We start from the raw sequence: 17,707 nt of genomic DNA, 5'->3' as shown, positions 1-17,707 counted from the left end.
GAACGTCATTCGACCCGATCCGTTCCCGTAGCATGACCAATGAAGCAATAACCACGGATTCCCTCGCGGTGGCCGAGCGCGTGCGCGAGCTGATGACCCGCAACGGCATCGGCAAGCGGCAGCAGACCACCGAGCTTTGCCGCATCCTCGATCTCAGTTTCTCGCAGGGCCACCGCAAGCTGCGCGGCAGCAGCCCGTGGACGCTCGCGCAGATCAAGAAGGTAGCCGAAGCATTCGGCGAGCCCGCCGCGCAGCTGTTCGGCGCGCAGACGCTCGATCCGGGCATGGTCGGCGCATACGCGCAGGATGCCGTGCTCTACGCGGGCGTCGCGGAAATCCCGTGCACCGTCTGGATCGGCGCGCCGCTCGAAGCGGGCGCGCGGCCCGAATTCGTCGCCTACGAGCAAAACGGCCGCTGGCGCGTGCTGCGGCATTCGGGCGTGCTCTATCAGAATGCATACGACGTGCACAAGATCGAGATCTACCCGCGCCGCGCGGAAAGCGACACGCTGCTCGTCGCCGTGATCGATCCCGACCGCGCGAGCGCGGCCGGGCTGTGCCGCTATCTCGAACAGCAGGGGTTCGCGACCGCCGCGTTCGACGGCATCGCCGCGTTCGTCGATGCGCTGCAGGGCCAGGCATTCGACGCGGTCGTCACCGAGTGGCTGTTCGACGGCTGCACGGCCGCCACCGCGATCAAGGCGGTCCGCACGTCGGACAATCCCGGCGCGCCGGTCTTCGTGCTGACGGGCGACCTGCTGACCGGCCGCGCGAGCGAGGCCGACATCAGCGAAGTGATCCGCGCGTTCGACGTCGTCTGCTACGAAAAGCCGGCTCGCCTGGCGATCCTCAGCGCGGAACTCGCGAAACGTCTCGCGCGCGACTAGCGCGCGCCCTGCCAGCCGCGCCGCCCGCTGCGCCCCTGCCCCGCCCGCCGCACCACCCCGTCGTCGGCCGAACCGTCCGCGCACGCGCCGCCCGCAGCCGCCTGCCGCTTCCTGCGTACAATAGCCGGCACTGTTCACACCAAGGCGGGCATCCGCCACGATCGACGACATGGCCCGCATCATTCCCGACGACTGGAAAAGTCTCGCCGCGACCGGCGCGGCGGAACGCGAGCGCGAAACGCTCGCGCGCCTCGAGCAGACCTTGCCGGACGACTACACGGTCTATCACGGCGTGCACTGGACCCGCGCCGAGCACGAGTTCTCGGTATTCGGCGAGGCCGCTTTCGTCGTCGTGAGCCCGGCCGGCCGCATCCTGCTGATTCAGCTAAAGGCCGGCTTCCTGCGCGAAACGCCGCGGGGGCTCGTCAAGGTCTACCTGCAGACCGAGCGAAACGTGTCGATCCAGCTCGCGCGCACGCAGGAAACGCTGCATCGGCGCCTCACGGCCACGCTCGGCGCCGGCGCCTATAGCATCGAAGCACTGCTCTACTGCCCGGACTACACGATCCGCCAGACGGCGATCGCGGGCATCGAGCCCGAGCGCATCGTCGATGCGACGCGCAAGGCGCAGCTGGCCGACGTGATCCGGCAGATCCTGCCCGCCGACGAGCCGCGCCTGCCGAATGCGCCGAGAATCCACCATTTCCTCGCCGACGAGCTCGCGCTGGCGCCGGACACGAGCGCGCTCGTCGGCCAGGCCGACACGCTCTTCACGCGGTTGTCCGGCGGTCTCTCTGCATGGGCGCGCCAGCTCGACTTCACGCCGTTCCGCCTGCGCGTGATCGGCACCGCCGGCTCGGGCAAGACGCAGCTCGCGGTGCAGGTGATGCGCGATGCGATCGCCGCCGGCCGGCGCGTGCTGTACGTCTGCTTCAACCGGCCGCTCGCCGATTACATCGCGCCCATCGCGCCGCCCGGCGCGAAGGTCGCCAACTATCACCAGCTCTGCGACTGGGTCGCGCGCGACGGCGGCTACACGCCGGACTTCCGCGCGCCGGGCGCGTTCTCGCAGCTCGAGGCCCGTTTTGCGGACACGCCCGTGCCCGAGCGCTGGCGGTTCGACGTGCTGATCGTCGACGAAGGGCAGGATTTCCAGGCGCCGTGGGCGGCGGCGCTGGAACGGCTGCTCGCGCCAGGCGGCGCGTGGTGGTGGCTGGAAGATCCGCTGCAGAATCTCTACATGCGCGAGCCGGTCGCGCTGCCTGGCTGGGTGACGCTCAAGGCGCTCACCAACTACCGCAGCCCGCGCGACCTGCTCGATTACGTGCGCCACGTCGTCGGCCGCGTCGAGCCGCTCGCCGCCGAGCTGCGTTCGGGCAGCCCGTTCGATGGCTCGGACATCGTGGTATCCGCATACGGCGGCGACGCGCCGGCCGACGCCGGGGCCGCCTGCATCGATGCGACCAAGCGCGCGATCACGCACGCGCTGTCGCTCGGCTTTCGCAAGCAGGACATCGCGGTGCTGTCGTATCGCGGGCGCGAAGGCTCGGCCCTCGCGCCGCTCGACCATCTCGGCCCGCATCGGCTCAAGAGCTTCACGGGCACGTACGACCTGTTCGGCAATCCGGAGTATCGCGAGGGCGACGTGCTGCTCGACTCGATCTACCGCTTCAAGGGACAGTCCGCGCCGTGCGTGATCCTGACGGAGATCGACTTCGACACGCTGGATGCGCGCGCCGCGCGCAAGCTGTTCGTCGGCGCGACGCGCGCGACGATGAAGCTGATGCTCGTCGCGTCGCAACGCGCGGCCGCGCAGCTCGCGGCCGCTTGAAGCCCGTCACTGGCGCGAGCGCGCGACAGGGCATCGCGCGTTCGCGAGCCCGTCCCTGGCGGGAACGGGCGCCGGGCGTGACGCTCAGGCGACGCGGAACGCGCCGACCGCGGTGAGCAGCCCGTCGGCCTGCTCTTCGAGCGCCGCCGCGGCGGCAGCAGCCTGCTCGACGAGCGCGGCGTTCTGCTGCGACACCTGATCCATCTGCGCGACCGCGAGGTTCACCTGCTCGATGCCGTCGCGCTGCTCGTTGGACGCGGCCGAGATCTCGGTCATGATGCCGGTCACGCGGCCGATCGCCTGCTGGATGTCCTGCATCGTCGTGCCCGCGACGCCGACGAGCCGCGAGCCGGTCGCCACGCGCTCGACCGATTCGCCGATCAGCGTGCGGATTTCCTTGGCCGCCGACGCGCTGCGCTGCGCGAGCGTGCGCACCTCGCCCGCGACGACCGCGAAGCCGCGGCCCTGCTCGCCCGCGCGTGCGGCCTCGACCGCCGCGTTCAGCGCGAGGATGTTGGTCTGGAACGCGATGCCCTCGATCGTGCCGATGATGTCGGCCACCTTCTGCGAGCTTTGGTCGATGTCGTTCATCGTGCCGATCACTTCGCCCACCACCGTCGCGCCCCGCGTCGCGATGTCCGACGCGCTGTCCGCACAGGCCTGCGCTTCGCGCGCGTGGTCGGCGTTCTGCTTCACCGTCGACGTCAGCTCCTCCATGCTCGCGGCGGTTTGCTCGAGCGCGGCCGCCTGCTCCTCGGTGCGCTGCGACAGGTCGGAGTTGCCGGCGGCGATCTGGTGGGTCGCGGTAACGATCGCCTCGGAGCCCTTCGTCACGTGGCGCACCGTCTGCGAGAGGTTGCGCTGCATGCCGGTCACGCCGCGCACCAGCTCGGCCATTTCGTCTTTCGACGTCCATTCCAGCTCGGTCGTCAGGTCACCGTCCGACAGGCGGCGGAAATGGGCGAGCAGACGCACGACCGGCTGCGTGATCGCGAAATGCAGGCCGATCGCGCAGCCGAGGCATGCGGCGAGGCCGAATGCGATGCCGACAGCGGCGGCCAGCCGCAGCCAGTTGAAGCTGCTGCGCTCGGCGTCGAAGATCGCCTTGCCGCGCGCGGCACGGTTGGCATCGAGCCGGGCCGTCGCATCCGCGAGCGCGAGCGACAGCGGCGGCGCCACCACCATCATCAGCCGGTCGGCCTCGTCGCGCCGCCCGCCCTTCATCTGCTCGAGCATCGGCTTGAGCGCCTGGTCGATCAACGCGCGCCGCGCGGCGCCCGTCTGCTCCGCGAGCGCCTTCTCGTCGTCGTCGCGCGGCAGCGCATCGTAGTCCCGCCACGCACTGTCCGCCTGCGCCATGTACTTCTCCGCCTTGCCGACCAGCTCGGGCACCTCCGGCGAATCCGGATGCATCAGCGCCCGGCTCAACGCCGTCCGCACGAAGGTCAGGTTCAGGTTGAACGAGCCCAGCGCGGTGGTCGCCGCCAGCTGTCGCGAATAGGCGTCTTCGAGCGCGCGGTTCGAGCTTTGCATGCCGAAGATGCCGATCAGTCCGGTGACGACGAGCAGGCCCGCGACGAGGCCGAGCGTGGAGAAGATTCGTGTGCGGATCGAGAAACGGGAAAACAGGGCGTTCAGGTTCATGTTGGAGCGTAAACGGTGAATGACGTAACGATAGGCGCACGGCTTCCGGAATTACGGATTCCCTGCGGGAAACTTGAGTCCGGCCGCCCTGCGCGCCGGGACGGTTCATGACCCACGTCAATTCGTGTCGCGCCTGTTACAAATCAGTGGACAGGCAGAGATTGACCAGTCAACTATTAATCGATACATTTTCGCCAGTTCATCGACTCGTCCATCGCCCCATGCCAACCGAAACCGCCGCGCGCCCGGCGACCGCCGATGCGGCCCGCCCGGACGCCCCCGTCGGCCTGATCGTCGCCGCGCTGCTGCTGGTGATGCTGCTGTCCGCGCTCGACCAGACCATCGTGTCCACTGCGCTGCCGACCATCGTCGGCGACCTCGGCGGGCTGGAGAAGCTGTCGTGGGTGGTGACCGCCTACCTGCTGTCGTCCACCGTCGTGCTGCCGCTGTACGGCAAGCTCGGCGATCTCTACGGCCGCAAGATCGTGTTGCAGGGCGCGATCGCGCTGTTTCTCGCCGGCTCGGCGCTGTGCGGGCTCGCGCAGGACATGACGCAGCTGATCGTGCTGCGCGCGGTGCAGGGGCTCGGTGGCGGCGGCCTGATGGTCGTGACGATGGCCGCGATCGGCGACCTGATCCCGCCCGAGCGGCGCGGCCGCTATCAGGGGATGTTCGGCGGCGTCTACGGCCTCGCGACGATCGTCGGCCCGCTGCTCGGCGGCTTTCTGGTCGAGCATCTGTCGTGGCACTGGATCTTCTACATCAACCTGCCGCTCGGCTTCGCAGCGCTTGCCGTGATCGGTGTCGCGTTCAGGCCGCATGCCGCGCCCGTCACGCACCGGATCGACTACATGGGCGCCGGGTTCCTCGCGGTCGCGCTCACCTGCATCATCCTGTTCACGAGCCAGGGCGGCACGCTGCTGCCGTGGTCGTCGCCGCAGCTGTGGTTCACGCTCGCGCTCGGCCTCGTCGCGATCGGCGGCTTCGTCTACGAGGAAAGGCTCGCCGCCGAACCGATCATGCCGCTGACGCTGTTTCGCCATCGCACCTTCGTGCTGTGCAGCCTGATCGGCCTCGTGGTCGGCATCGCACTGTTCGGCTCCGTGACGTTCATCCCGCTGTACCTGCAGGTGGTCAAGGGATCGACACCGTCGCAGGCCGGCATGCAGCTGCTGCCGATGATGGCCGGGATGATCGCGACGTCGATCGCGAGCGGCCGGATCATCACGCGCATCGGCAAATACCGCGCGTTCCCGATCGTCGGCACGGCACTCGGCGGCATCGCGATGGCGCTGCTGTCGACGTTGTCGCTCGACACGCCGCTGCGCGCGATGTACGTGTACATGGCGCTGCTCGGCTTCGGGCTCGGGATGGTGATGCCGGTGATCGTGCTGGCGGTGCAGAACTCGGTCGAATTCCGCCACATGGGCGTCGCGACGTCCGGCACCACGCTGTTCCGCTCGATCGGCGGCTCGCTCGGCGTCGCCGCGTTCGGCGCGCTGTTCTCGAACGGGCTGCAATCGCGCCTCTCCGGCGCGTTGCCCGCCGATACCGAGTTGCCGGCGGCGCTCGGACCGGCTGCGGTGCGCCAGTTGCCGGGCGCGGTCCGCAGCGCGTACCTGCACGCGTTCGCCGGCTCGCTGCACGTCGTCTATCTGTGCGCGGCGGCGGTGATCGCCGTCGCGTTCGTGCTCGCATGGCGGCTGGAGGACGTGTCGATCCGTGCGCCGCAGGACAGCCCCGCGGGCAAGCAGTCCTGAGCGCACCGGCACCTACCTGAGACATTACACCGCAGGCATCCACGCCCTGCTGCGCCCGTTTCCGCCCCATGTGCTGCTGTGCGGCCGCGGGCGCGCTCCCGACAATGGGCCACGGTGATGCGGATCCAACCGCCGCGCCGCCCTCCAGTCTCTCAGATAGGTTCCTCATGGATGCGCTTTCACTCGCGCGAATACAGTTCGCGTTCACGGTATCGTTCCACATCATCTTTCCTGCATTGAGCATCGGCCTGTCCAGCTTCATCGCGGTGCTCGAAGGCCTCTGGCTCAAGACCGGCAATCCCGTCTACAAGACGCTGTGCCTCTACTGGTCGAAGATCTTCGCGGTCGCGTTCGGCATGGGCGTCGTGTCCGGCATCGTGATGAGCTACGAGTTCGGCACGAACTGGGCCGGCTTCTCGAGCTTCGCCGGCGCCGTCACCGGCCCGCTGCTCGCGTACGAGGTACTGACCGCGTTCTTCCTCGAAGCGGGATTCCTCGGCATCATGCTGTTCGGCTGGAACCGCGTCGGCCGCGTCGCGCACTTCTGCGCGACCGCGCTGGTCGCGATCGGCACGATCATCTCGATGTTCTGGATTCTCGCGTCGAACAGCTGGATGCAGACGCCGCAGGGCATCGCCATCGTCGATCAGCGCGTCGTGCCGCTCGACTGGTGGCAGATCGTGTTCAACCCGTCGTTCCCGTACCGGCTCGCGCACATGGGGCTCGCGGCGTTCATCGTCGCGGCGCTGTTCGTCGCCGCGACGGGCGCGTGGCACTTGCTGCGGGGCCGCCGCGACCCGGCGGTCCGCACCATGTTCTCGATGGCGCTCGGGCTGCTGCTGGTCCTCGCGCCGGTGCAGATCCTCGTCGGCGACGCGCACGGCCTGAACACGCTCCGCCATCAGCCCGCCAAGCTCGCGGCGATCGAAGGGCTGTGGGACACGGAACAGGGCGGCACCGCGCTCAACCTGTTCGGCATCCCCGACATGCAGGCGGAGACGACCCGCTACCGCGTCGCCGTTCCGCACCTCGGCAGTCTCGTCCTGACCCATACGTGGGATGGCCGGATCGCCGGCCTGAAGTCGTTCCCGCCCGCCGACCGCCCCGATGCGACGATCGTGTTCTGGAGCTTCCGGATCATGGCGGGGCTCGGCGTGCTGATGGCGCTGCTCGCGATCGTCGGCTTCGTGCTGAAGCGTCGCGGGCGGCTGTTCGATTCCCGCGCATTCCATCGCTTCGCATTGCTGATGGGACCGTCGGGATTCGTCAGCCTGCTCGCCGGCTGGATGACGACGGAGGTCGGCCGCCAGCCGTGGGTCGTCTACGGGATGATGCGGACCACCGACGCGATGTCTCCGGTGACGGCCCAGCAGGTCGGCATCACGCTGCTCGCGTTCGTCGTGGTCTACGCGCTGGTGTTCGGCACCGGCATCTACTACATGCTGAAGCTCGCGCGCACCAGCCCGTCGTCCGCCGGCGAGCCGGACGGCACGCCGCGCCCGTCGAGCCCGCGCCCCCCTCATCCGCGCGCGACGCTGCCGGCCGCGCAGACCGCGAACCGCAGCGCCACCTGACATCGGACTCACATCATGGATATCACAATCACCTGGGCCGCGATCATCGCGTTCGGCGTCTGGATGTACGTCATGCTGGACGGCTTCGACCTCGGCATCGGCATCGTCTTCCCGTTCTTCCCGCACGATGACGACCGCAACCGCATGATGAGCTCCGTCGCGCCGGTATGGGACGGCAACGAAACGTGGATGGTGCTCGGCGGCGCGTCGCTGTACGCGGTGTTTCCGATGGTCTATTCGGTCGTCCTGTCCGCGCTCTACCTGCCGCTGCTGTTCATGACGATCTGCCTCATCTTCCGCGGCGTCGCGTTCGAGATTCGCGGGAAATCGCGCAGGACCCGCCACCTGTGGGATCTCGCGTTCATCGGCGGCTCGGCGGGCGCAACGTTCTTTCAGGGCGTGGTGATCGGCAGCTGGCTGTCGGGCATTCCGGTCGAGCACGGCAGGTTCGCGGGCCATGGGTTCGACTGGCTGACGCCGTTCTCGCTGTTCACGGGGCTCGCGCTCGTGATCACGTACGCGCTGCTCGGCTGCTGCTGGCTGATCGCGAAAACCGACGGCGACCTGCAGCGCAGGCTCTACCGCGTGGTGCCGCCGCTCACCGCGCTGCAGGTCCTGACGATCGTCGTCGTCACGATCTGGACGCCGCGCCTCGCGCCGATGTTCCCGGCCCGCTGGTTCGACTCGTCGCTGCTGCACTGGCTGCTCCCGGTGCCCGTGCTCGTCGCGCTGTGCACGTGGGGCATGCACCGGGCGGTGCGCGCGCGCCACGGCACCGCGCCGTTCCTGCTCGCGCTCGGCTACATCTTCCTTGGCTACGTCGGCCTGCTCGCCACCGTCTGGCCGTATGCGATCCTGCCGGGCGTCACCCTCTGGCAAGCAGCGGCGCCGCACGCCAGCCAGGCGTTCACGCTGGTCGGCGCGGTCGTGATCGTGCCGGTGATCCTCGCCTATACGGCGCTCGGCTACCGCGTCTTCCGGGGGAAAACCGATCATGCGGAACTCCACTACCACTGACGCGGCGCCACGCCCGAGCCCACTGCTGCACCGCGTGCTCTGGTTCGTCGGGCTGTGGTGCGGCGGCGTGGCGGCGGTCGGCGCGCTTGCCGCCGTGTTCCGCCTGCTGCTGCCGCATTGAGCGCGCGGCAGCGCGGTTGACGCCGGCCGCCCCGGCGCGGCCGGCGTCGCCGCCGCGTGCCGCGCCGCGCTAGAATGGCCGCATGCCGAAACCGACTCACACCATTCCCGACGAGGCCGCCGCGGACGCGCCCCGCAACGAGTACACCGTCGACGAGCTGGCGCGCGTCTCCGACACGACCGTCCGCAACGTCCGCGCGTATCAGGATCGCGGCCTGCTCGCGCCGCCCGAGAAGCGCGGCCGCGTCGGCATCTACGACGATACGCACGTCGCCCGCCTGAAGCTCGTCAATCACCTGCTGGCGCGCGGCTACACGCTCGCGAACATCCAGGACCTGATCATGGCGATCGACGAGGGGCACGACCTGCGCTCGATCCTCGGCCTCGAAACCGCGATCGGCGGCCGCTGGTCGCACGAGCGCCCGAAGACCTACTCGGTCGCCGCGCTCGCGCAGATGTTCGGCCCGCAGACGCCCGCGTCGCTCGCGCGCGTGACCGAGCTCGGGCTGCTGGAGCGGCGCGGCATCTCGTTCGTCGCGAAGAGCCCGGCGCTGCTCGAGGCGGCCGCCGCGATGGTCAGGGAAGGCATCCCGGTGCGCGAACTGGTCGACGCGATCGGCCTCGCACGGCCGCATTTCGATGCGATCGCGCGCCTGCTCGTCGACCTCGTCGTGAAACGGCTCGACCGCTACGACGCCGGCGCGCTGCCGCCGCCCACCGACGTCCCCGCACTCGTCGACGCGATCTGGCGCCTGCGTCCGCTCGCGGCGGTGTTCGTCGAAGGCGAGACCAGCCGCGCGCTCGAAACGGCGGCCGGAGCGTATCTCGGCGGGCGCGTCGCGACGATCCTCGACAAGAAGCTCAGCGACGAAGCCGCCCGCCACGCGGCGCCCGAGGACGGCAACGGCGACGCATAAAGGCCGGCCTGTCCACGCCGCTCACGGTCGGTCACGGCCGACAAGCAAGCGGCCGTCATATTCATATCGGCAATACTTCGTTTGCCGGCACGGTCGCCCGTGCGACGATTCCTCGACTGGAGCGGCATCACGGCCGTTCGCTCGATGAAGATTCGCACGGAGATCGCCTGATGATTCGTTTCACCCGCTGGATGCCCCGCACTGCCGCGGTCGCGCTCCTCACGCTGTCCGCCGCGTCCATGTACCTGTCCGCGTTCGCGCAGGGCAGCCCCGACAAGGTCGTGCGCATCGGCTATCAGAAGGCCGGACTGCTGTCGATCGTCAAGGCGCAAGGCGCGCTTGAAGGCCGCCTGAAACCACTCGGCTACAGCGTGCAATGGTTCGAGTTCCCCGCCGGGCCGCAGCTGCTCGAGGCGCTGAACGCGAACAGCATCGACTTCGGCTACACCGGCGCGCCGCCGCCCGTGTTCGCGCAGGCGGCCGGCGTGCGCTTCGTGTACGTCGGCGCGGAGCCGCCATCGCCGCACGGCGAGGCGGTGTTCGTGAAACCCGATTCGCCGATCCGGACCGTCGCGGACCTGCGCGGCAAGAAGGTCGTGCTGCAAAAAGGCTCGAGCGCGAACTACCTGCTGCTGAAGGCGTTGCAGAAAGCGGGCGTGCGCTACGACGAGATCCATCCGGTCTACCTGCCGCCCGCCGACGCGCGCGCCGCGTTCGAGAGCGGCAACGTCGACGCGTGGGCCGTCTGGGATCCGTATTACGCCGCCGCGCAGGATGCGCTCAAGGTGCGCACGCTGTCCGATTACACCGGGCTCGCCGGCGCCTACAACTTCTACGAGGCGACGCGCGATTTCGCGCAGCGGCATCCGGAGATCGTCGGCGCGGTGCTCCAGCAGGCGCGCGCCACGGGCCTCTGGGCCAACCAGCATCCGGCCGAGACCGCCGCGCTGCTCGCGCCGAAGGTCGGCCTCCCGCAAGCGCTGGTCGAGACCTGGCTCAAGCGCATGCCGTTCGGCGCGGTGCCGATCGACGAACGGATCGTCGCGAGCCAGCAGGGTGTCGCCGATGCGTTCTACGGCGTGAAGCTGATTCCGCAAAAGATTACCGTCAGCGACAACGCGTGGAGCGATAAAGGCGTGACGTCGGCGCTGGCGGCGAAGTAACCCGCAGCGCCTGACGCCGCGCCCGCGCATCGCGCCCGGGCGCGGCCGTTTTCACGGCCGGTGATGGCCGTCAGCGCAACGCCCCCGCCACCTTCTTCTGCCGCCACAGACACAGCACGTCGCACGCGACATGCGCGGCCGCGATCGCGGTGATTTCCGCGTGGTCGTACGCGGGCGCGACTTCCACGACATCCGCGCCGATCAGGTTCACCGCGCCGAGCGCGCGCACGATCGCGAGCGCCTGCGCGGACGACAGCCCGCCCGCGACCGGCGTGCCGGTGCCCGGTGCGAACGCGGGATCGAGGCAGTCGATGTCGAAAGTCAGGTAGGCCGGCCGCGTGCCGACGATCTCGACGATCCGCTCGACCGCCGCGCGCGGCCCGTGCTCGTGCACCCATGCGGCGTCCAGCCGGGGAATCCCGAGGAAATCGTCGTTCCACGTGCGGATGCCGACCTGCACCGACGTCGCCGGGTCGATCAGCCCGTCCTTCACCGCCTTGTAGAACATCGTGCCGTGATTCAGGCTGTCGGGCGCGTCGTCGGCCCAGGTGTCGCAATGCGCGTCGAAATGGATCAGCGACAGCGGCTTGCCGTAGCGTTCCGCATGCGCGATCAGCAGCGGATACGTAATGAAGTGATCGCCGCCGAAAGTCAGCATCTTCGCGCCCGAGCGCAGGATCGTGCGCGCATGCTCGACGATCGCTGGCTTGATCGACAGCGGGTTGTGCGCGTCGAACCAGCAGTCGCCGTAATCGACGGCCGCGAGATCGTCGAACGGATCAAAGCCCCACGGATACGGATTGAGCTCCGCGAGCTGCACGCTCGCCGCGCGGATCGCCGCCGGGCCGAGACGCGCGCCGGAGCGGTAGGTCGTGGCCAGATCGAGCGGAACACCCGACATCACCACGTCGACGCCGTCGATCGCGCGGCTGTAGTTGCGCCGCATGAACGACAGCACACCTGCATAGGTGTTTTCGATCGAGGAACCATAAGGGGAATCGCGGCGAATGGCGCCGTCGCCAAGGAGAAGTTCGGTCATTGTCGAACCTGCTTTCTTGAGAAGCCGGTCCCGCCCGCGTGTCGGAAAGTGGCGGGGAGTCGGCACGGATTCATTGGGAACGCGCGGCGCGTGATGCTGCTCGGCGACCGTCGCGCTGGCTTGCGAATCCTGTAGCGCAGCCGGGTGGGATGAGTCGTCCCGCGGCGATCATAGCAAGCCGAAATTCGGGCGGCGAGCCGGGGCTGTCCCGGAGTCGCTTGTCGCTTGTCGCTTGTCGCGCGTTGCGCGTCGCGAAACCGTTCGATGCGTGCGGCGGTTCTAGAGGGAATCGCCGGTTTCTGCGGAAAGGTTCTTGCTGATAATGGCCGGCAGCCGTGCCGCGCCCGCCTGCCCGCTTGCCCCCTTGCCCGCTTGCCCGCCCTCATAGCCGCCAGCATCCAGCCGCGTTTTAGCCCCCGCCGTTCGTGCACTTAGAGTCCCGCTTCTACCACCTTGCGGTTTTCCGGCGCACTCACTATCGTTACATCACGCAATGTAACATTAAAAAATGAGCCATAGCGGAGACACCCGGATGAATGCTCGCACGCGCACCCTGCCTTTCGGCCCCCTCGGCCACGACGGCCCCGACGAATCCATCGACATCGCCATCATCGGCAGCGGTTTCGCCGGCCTCGGCATGGCGATCCGCCTGCGCCAGACCGGCGTGACCGACTTCGCCGTCGTCGAGAAGGCGGCATCGGTCGGCGGCACCTGGCGCGACAACCACTACCCCGGGTGCGGGTGCGACGTGCAATCGCACGTCTATTCGTTCTCGTTCGCGCCGAACCCGCGCTGGACGCGCATGTTCGCGCCGCAGCCGGAAATCCGCGCGTACCTCGAAGACTGCGTGCAGCGCTTTCACATCGGCCCGCACCTGCGCCTGAACCACGAACTCGTCAGCGCCGCGTACGACGAGACCGCGCACCGCTGGCGCCTCGCGTTCGCGAACGGCAAGCGCATCAGCGCCCGCGTGCTGGTGTCCGGCATGGGCGGCCTGTCGCGCGCGGCGCTGCCGGCGATCCCGGGCGTCGAGACGTTCGAGGGCAAGGCGTTCCACTCGCAGCAGTGGGACCACGGCTACCCGCTCGACGGCAAGCGCGTCGCCGTGATCGGCACCGGTGCGAGCGCGATCCAGTTCGTGCCGCAGATCGCGCCGCGCGTGAAGCAGCTCGCGCTGTTCCAGCGCACGCCGCCGTGGATCATGCCGAAGCCCGACCGGCCGCTCGCGAAAACCGAGCAATGGCTGTTCCGCACGTTGCCGTTCACGCAAAGGCTCGTGAGGAGCGGCATCTACTGGTCGCTCGAAGCGCGCGTGCTCGGCTTCGCGATCCACCCGGCGCTGATGAAGAACGTGCAGAAACTCGCGTTGCGCCACATCCGCCGGCAGATTCCGGACCCGGCGCTGCGCGACGCCGTCACGCCGGACTACACGCTCGGCTGCAAGCGCGTGCTGATCTCGAACGACTACTACCCGGCGCTGTCGCGCAAGAACGTCGACGTCGTGACGACCGGCATCGCGCGCATCGACGCGAACGCAGTAGTGACGGCCGACGGCACGCGCCACGAAGTCGACTGCCTGATCTACGGCACCGGCTTCCAGGTCGCCGATCCGTTCCCGCGCGGCGTGATCCTTGGCCGAGGCGGCGCGGACATCGTCGACACGTGGCGCGACGGCGCGCACGCATACCTCGGCACCACGCTGCCGGGCTATCCGAACTTCTTCATGATCGTCGGCCCGAACACCGGCCTCGGCCACAACTCGATGGTGTTCATGATCGAGTCGCAGATCGCATACATCCTCGGCGCGCTCGACGCGATGCGCCGCGAGCGCGCCGACGCGGTCGAAGTGCGTCCGCTTGTCGAGGCGCAGTACAACACGCGGCTGCAATCGAAACTGAAGAAGGCGATCTGGTCGACGGGCGGCTGCAAGAGCTGGTACCTCGATCCGCGCACCGGCAAGAACACCACGCTCTGGCCGGGCTTCACGTGGCGCTTCCGGCAGGCGACGGCGCGCTTCTCGATGGCCGATTACCACGCATACCACGCGCCGCGCCGCGACGCCGCCACGCAGCCGACGGCGACGCCTGCCACGTCGGCGGAAGCGGCCTGAGACGCCATACAGCCCCCTATACGGAGCCAATCGACATGAAGGATTTCAACGACAAGGTCGCCGCAATCACGGGCGCGGGCTCGGGCATGGGCCGCGCGCTCGCGCTGCAGCTCGCGCAGGCGCGCTGCCACCTGTCGCTCGCCGACAGGAACGCCGCCGGCCTCGCCGAAACCGAGCGCATCGTGCGTGCGATCGCGCCATCGGTGCGCGTGACGACGCACGTGCTCGACGTCGGCGACCGCGACGCAATGTTCGCGTGGGCGGACGAGACCGCGCACGCGCACGGCGGCGCCAACCTGATCTTCAACAACGCGGGCGTCGCGCTGTCGAGCACGATCGACGGGATGGACTACGGCGATCTGGAATGGATCGTGAACATCAACTTCTGGGGCGTCGTGCACGGCACGAAGGCGTTCCTGCCGTACCTTAAGGCGTCGGGCAACGGCCACGTGATCAACACGTCGAGCATCTTCGGGATCTTCGCGCAGCCCGGCATGAGCGGCTACAACGCGACGAAATACGCGGTGCGCGGCTTCACCGAGTCGCTGCGCCAGGAGCTCGACATGATGAAGTGCGGCGTATCGGCGACCTGCGTGCATCCGGGCGGCATCCGCACCAACATCGCACAGTCGAGCCGCGTGTCGAAGAACATGGTCGGCTTCATGGTCGAGAACGAGCAGCAGGGCAAGGACACGTTCGAGAAATTCTTCATCACGACCGCGGACGACGCCGCGCGCACGATCCTGCACGGGGTGCGCGGGAATGCGCGCCGCGTGCTGATCGGCCGGGACGCGCGCGCCGCGGACTGGATGGCGCGCATCCTGCCCGCCGCCTATCAGGCGCTCGTGGTGCTGGCGACCCGGCACGAGGCCGCGAAGGCGCGCCGCCGCGCCGCGCGCACGGCCGGCGCAACGTACAACAACACTGGTAAACAGGGAGAACCGTCATGATGCCGATTCGTCGCGACATTCGCTTCGCACTGCCGCCCGACCGCGCCCGCGACTGGCATGTCAGGGGCGTGCCGGTCACGCATTTCATGAACGCGCTGTCGCTGCTGTTTCCCGCCGGCGAGCGCTTCTTCATGGATTCGGTGCGCGCCTACCGCGACCGGATCGACGATCCCGAGCTGAAGAAACAGGTGCTCGGCTTCATCGGCCAGGAAGCGATGCACACCCGCGAGCACGTCGAGTACAACGACCTGCTGCAGTCGGCCGGCCTGCCCGCGCACAAGCTCGACAAGCGGCTGTGGGCGATCCTCGGCTTCATGCGCAAGATCCTGCCGCCATCGATGCAGCTCGCGATCACGATCGCGCTCGAGCACTACACGGCGATGCTGGCGGACCTGCTGCTGTCGGACGGCGGCCACCGCATCGACGGCTCGGTCGACGGCTACACGCAGATGTGGCTGTGGCACGCGCTGGAGGAAACCGAGCACAAGGCGGTGTCCTACGACGTGTGGAACGTCGTGATGAAGCCGGGCCTCAAGCGCTACCTGCTGCGCACCGGCACGATGCTGCTGACGACCGCGCTGTTCTGGACGATCGTGTTCGATTACCACGTCCGGCTGATGGCCGCGCATCGCCGCCGCCACGGGAAATGGGCATTCGGCGGCACATGGAATCTCGTGAAGTTCCTGTACGGGCCGCGTTACGGCGTGTTCCCGTGCATCGCGATGGAGTGGCTGCGCTACTTCAAGCCGGGCTTCCACCCGTGGGATCACGACAACCGCGAGGTGCTCGGCCGGATCGACGGGCTGATCGCGAAGATCGACGCGACCAACGCGCGCTATGCGGCGCAGGCCGCGCCGCGCCGGGTGCCGCTGCATCCCGCGCCGCAGCAGGCGTGACGCGACGGCGCGCACGGGATCACGATGCGCGCCGCCGGCCCGATCGCGTCGCGCTTCGGCGGCTTCGGCGCGGCGAACGCGAAGAGAAAGCCGGCTGCGCCCGCTCAGCGCGCGGCCGGCGCGCCCGCGGCAAGGCTGTCGCCGCGCACCGCGAGCCGGTCGAACAGGGCCGCGACATCGAAACCCGCCGGATCGATATGCAACGTCTCGCGCAGGCAGGCTTCCCACGCGAGCGCGTCGTCGAAACGGTGCGTGCTTGCCTGCCCCGCGCCGTCGCGCACGGTCAGCACGGTGTTGACGAGCGTGGCGCGGCCATCGGGCAGCACGCGGCACGCAATCAGGTCGTGCACGAACAGCGAAGCGGGGAAGGTCGACGTGAACCAGTTCGCCGCGTCGTAATCGATCCACTCCACCGGCTTTCCGGAAAACCGGTAGACCGGCTGCCAGCCGTTCGCCGTCTCGAACTCGCAGACGATCTCGTCCGGCAGCTCCGTCTCGACGAGACGAAACACGCCGTGCGGCGTTGCCTGGCGCACGCCCGGCGTGCTGCGCAGCGGCGCGGTGAGCGTCACCCCGCCGAAGCCGACATCGGCGATCCACGCCTCGCCGTCGACGTCGATGCGCAGCAGCATGTGGGTCTGCGCGGTCGCCGTGTCGGCGGGCCGCTGCCAGCGCACCCGCGCGATCAGCGGCGTGACATGAAAGCCGATCTGCGTCAGCGCCGCGTGAAACAGCTTGTTCTGCTCGAAGCAATAGCCGCCACGCCGCCGTTCGACCAGCTTCGCGACGACTGCGGGAACGTCGAGCGCGACGCGCGCGCCGGTCAGCGGATCGAGGTTCTCAAACGGAATGGCCTGCGGATGCAGCAGATGCAGACGGCGCAGCACGTCGAGCGTCGGGGCGGCGGGGCCGTCGTAACCGATGCGCGCGAAGTAACGGGAAAGGTCGAACGGCTTGCTCATGGGGAAAGCACCGGGTGCGGGGACGCCACACGATAGCACCGGCGCAAATCCCGATGCAACGCGGGGGCATCGCATGCGATGCCCGCCGGGCCGACGTCATGGCAGCAGCTTCAGCGCCGAGGTCGCCACCGATGGAACCGGGATGCCCTGGCTCGTCGCGAACTGCACCGCCTGGCTCAGCGTCGCGGCGAGCTGCTGCAGCTGACCGGGCGCGCTTTGCGCGATGTATGACGCGGCCTGGCGGTTCTGCGGATCGAGGCCCGCCTGCAGCAGCGATGCGGCGTTCGCCGAGCCCAGGTTGCCGAGGCCGGACTGCAGTTGCGAATACTGGGTAAGTCCCTGGCCGAGCGACGCCAGGCCGCTGCCGAACGCCTGCCTGTCGATCGTGCCGTGCGCCGCGCCGCCGTTCGCGAACGCCTGGCCGAGCGCCTGCGACACCGACTGCTGCGCGCCGCCCATTTGCGACAGCGCGGCCGGCGTCAGCGCGTTGTTCCCGCCCAGCAGCGTGGCCGCCTGCCGGGCCTGCCCCGCCGCGCCCGTGAGGCCCATCGCCGACGCGAGCGACGACTGGCCGGCAAGCACCTGCTGATTCGCGCCGGCATACGACTGCAGCAATTGCGTCATGCCCTGCGACGGCGCCGCCTGCTGCGGCGCGCCGCCGAGCAGCGACGCGCCGAGCGATTGCAGATCGAGCTGCGCGTATGCGGCGCCGCTCATCAGCACGCTGCAGACAAGGCCTGCCCCTGCGAGACCCTTGCCGGTCACGCGAATCGTCTTCATGTGTGTCTCCGTTCAGAAATGCCAACCCGGCATTGTCCGAGCGGCGCACCGCGCGTC

15 protein-coding genes are annotated in these 17,707 nt (G+C 68.8%); 11 read left to right on the top strand and 4 right to left on the bottom strand.

Annotated elements, in window-relative coordinates; genetic code table 11:
• Positions 1–32 precede the first annotated feature (32 nt).
• Together LIG30_RS19220 and LIG30_RS19215 are read left to right on the top strand one after the other, a co-directional pair.
• Entirely contained in the window at positions 33–887 is an 855-nt protein-coding gene (locus tag LIG30_RS19220) for a helix-turn-helix domain-containing protein (RefSeq protein WP_038714543.1), read from the top strand.
• 169 nt (positions 888–1,056) lie between these two features.
• Positions 1,057–2,718 carry an ATP-binding domain-containing protein gene (locus LIG30_RS19215; RefSeq protein ID WP_038714541.1) on the top strand — a complete coding sequence of 554 codons (1,662 nt, stop codon included), beginning with the start codon at positions 1,057–1,059 and terminating at the stop codon, positions 2,716–2,718.
• Positions 2,719–2,802: 84 nt separating this feature from the next.
• On the opposite strand, the gene LIG30_RS19210 is transcribed toward LIG30_RS19215, so the two are convergent.
• Positions 2,803–4,362 carry a methyl-accepting chemotaxis protein gene (locus tag LIG30_RS19210; protein WP_038714539.1) on the bottom strand — a complete coding sequence of 520 codons (1,560 nt, stop codon included), beginning with the start codon at positions 4,360–4,362 and terminating at the stop codon, positions 2,803–2,805.
• 221 nt (positions 4,363–4,583) lie between these two features.
• Here LIG30_RS19210 and LIG30_RS19205 point away from each other — a divergent pair, with 221 nt between their 5' ends.
• From LIG30_RS19205 to LIG30_RS19185, 6 genes are all read left to right on the top strand, one after another.
• Positions 4,584–6,122 carry an MDR family MFS transporter gene (locus LIG30_RS19205; protein WP_051995094.1) on the top strand — a complete coding sequence of 513 codons (1,539 nt, stop codon included), beginning with the start codon at positions 4,584–4,586 and terminating at the stop codon, positions 6,120–6,122.
• 167 nt (positions 6,123–6,289) lie between these two features.
• On the top strand, positions 6,290–7,696 hold the full coding sequence (locus LIG30_RS19200; RefSeq protein ID WP_051995093.1) for a cytochrome ubiquinol oxidase subunit I: 1,407 nt from the start codon (positions 6,290–6,292) through the stop codon (positions 7,694–7,696).
• A 15-nt stretch (positions 7,697–7,711) separates the two neighbouring features.
• A complete protein-coding gene (cydB, locus tag LIG30_RS19195) occupies positions 7,712–8,713 on the top strand; it encodes a cytochrome d ubiquinol oxidase subunit II (protein WP_038714538.1) in 1,002 nt (333 codons plus the stop codon).
• On the top strand, positions 8,691–8,834 hold the full coding sequence (locus LIG30_RS25510) for a DUF2474 family protein (RefSeq protein WP_083494093.1): 144 nt from the start codon (positions 8,691–8,693) through the stop codon (positions 8,832–8,834). The genes cydB and LIG30_RS25510 overlap by 23 nt, the downstream gene beginning before the upstream one ends.
• Before the next feature lie 82 nt (positions 8,835–8,916).
• Complete coding sequence (locus LIG30_RS19190) at positions 8,917–9,750, top strand: MerR family transcriptional regulator (protein WP_038714535.1); 834 nt, start codon at positions 8,917–8,919, stop codon at positions 9,748–9,750.
• 170 nt (positions 9,751–9,920) lie between these two features.
• Complete coding sequence (locus tag LIG30_RS19185; RefSeq protein WP_038714533.1) at positions 9,921–10,913, top strand: sulfonate ABC transporter substrate-binding protein; 993 nt, start codon at positions 9,921–9,923, stop codon at positions 10,911–10,913.
• Between the two features lie 70 nt (positions 10,914–10,983).
• Here the strand turns inward: LIG30_RS19185 and speB are convergent, their stop codons facing one another.
• Positions 10,984–11,952 carry an agmatinase gene (speB, locus tag LIG30_RS19180; RefSeq protein WP_038714530.1) on the bottom strand — a complete coding sequence of 323 codons (969 nt, stop codon included), beginning with the start codon at positions 11,950–11,952 and terminating at the stop codon, positions 10,984–10,986.
• A gap of 532 nt (positions 11,953–12,484) precedes the next feature.
• On the opposite strand from speB, the gene LIG30_RS19175 reads away from it, so the two are divergent.
• Genes LIG30_RS19175 through LIG30_RS19165 form a run of 3 tightly spaced genes read left to right on the top strand, consistent with a single transcriptional unit; the run spans position 12,485 to position 15,908 of the window.
• Positions 12,485–14,062: a flavin-containing monooxygenase gene (locus tag LIG30_RS19175; RefSeq protein ID WP_038714528.1), complete on the top strand. Its 1,578-nt coding sequence runs from the start codon at positions 12,485–12,487 to the stop codon at positions 14,060–14,062.
• Between the two features lie 35 nt (positions 14,063–14,097).
• Entirely contained in the window at positions 14,098–15,012 is a 915-nt protein-coding gene (locus LIG30_RS19170; RefSeq protein ID WP_038714525.1) for an SDR family NAD(P)-dependent oxidoreductase, read from the top strand.
• Positions 15,009–15,908, top strand: coding sequence for a metal-dependent hydrolase (locus tag LIG30_RS19165; RefSeq protein WP_038714523.1), 900 nt, complete (start codon positions 15,009–15,011; stop codon positions 15,906–15,908). The genes LIG30_RS19170 and LIG30_RS19165 overlap by 4 nt, the downstream gene beginning before the upstream one ends.
• Positions 15,909–16,012: 104 nt before the next feature.
• Here LIG30_RS19165 and LIG30_RS19160 read toward each other — a convergent pair whose 3' ends face one another.
• Entirely contained in the window at positions 16,013–16,870 is an 858-nt protein-coding gene (locus LIG30_RS19160; protein ID WP_038714522.1) for an arylamine N-acetyltransferase family protein, read from the bottom strand.
• Positions 16,871–16,966: 96 nt separating this feature from the next.
• Complete coding sequence (locus LIG30_RS19155; RefSeq protein WP_038714520.1) at positions 16,967–17,650, bottom strand: hypothetical protein; 684 nt, start codon at positions 17,648–17,650, stop codon at positions 16,967–16,969.
• Positions 17,651–17,707: the final 57 nt, after the last annotated feature.

It is taken from the genome of Burkholderia sp. lig30 (genome assembly GCF_000687455.2).
In the GTDB taxonomy this organism is placed as follows: domain Bacteria; phylum Pseudomonadota; class Gammaproteobacteria; order Burkholderiales; family Burkholderiaceae; genus Burkholderia.
This window is presented reverse-complemented; position numbering and strand designations above follow the sequence as displayed.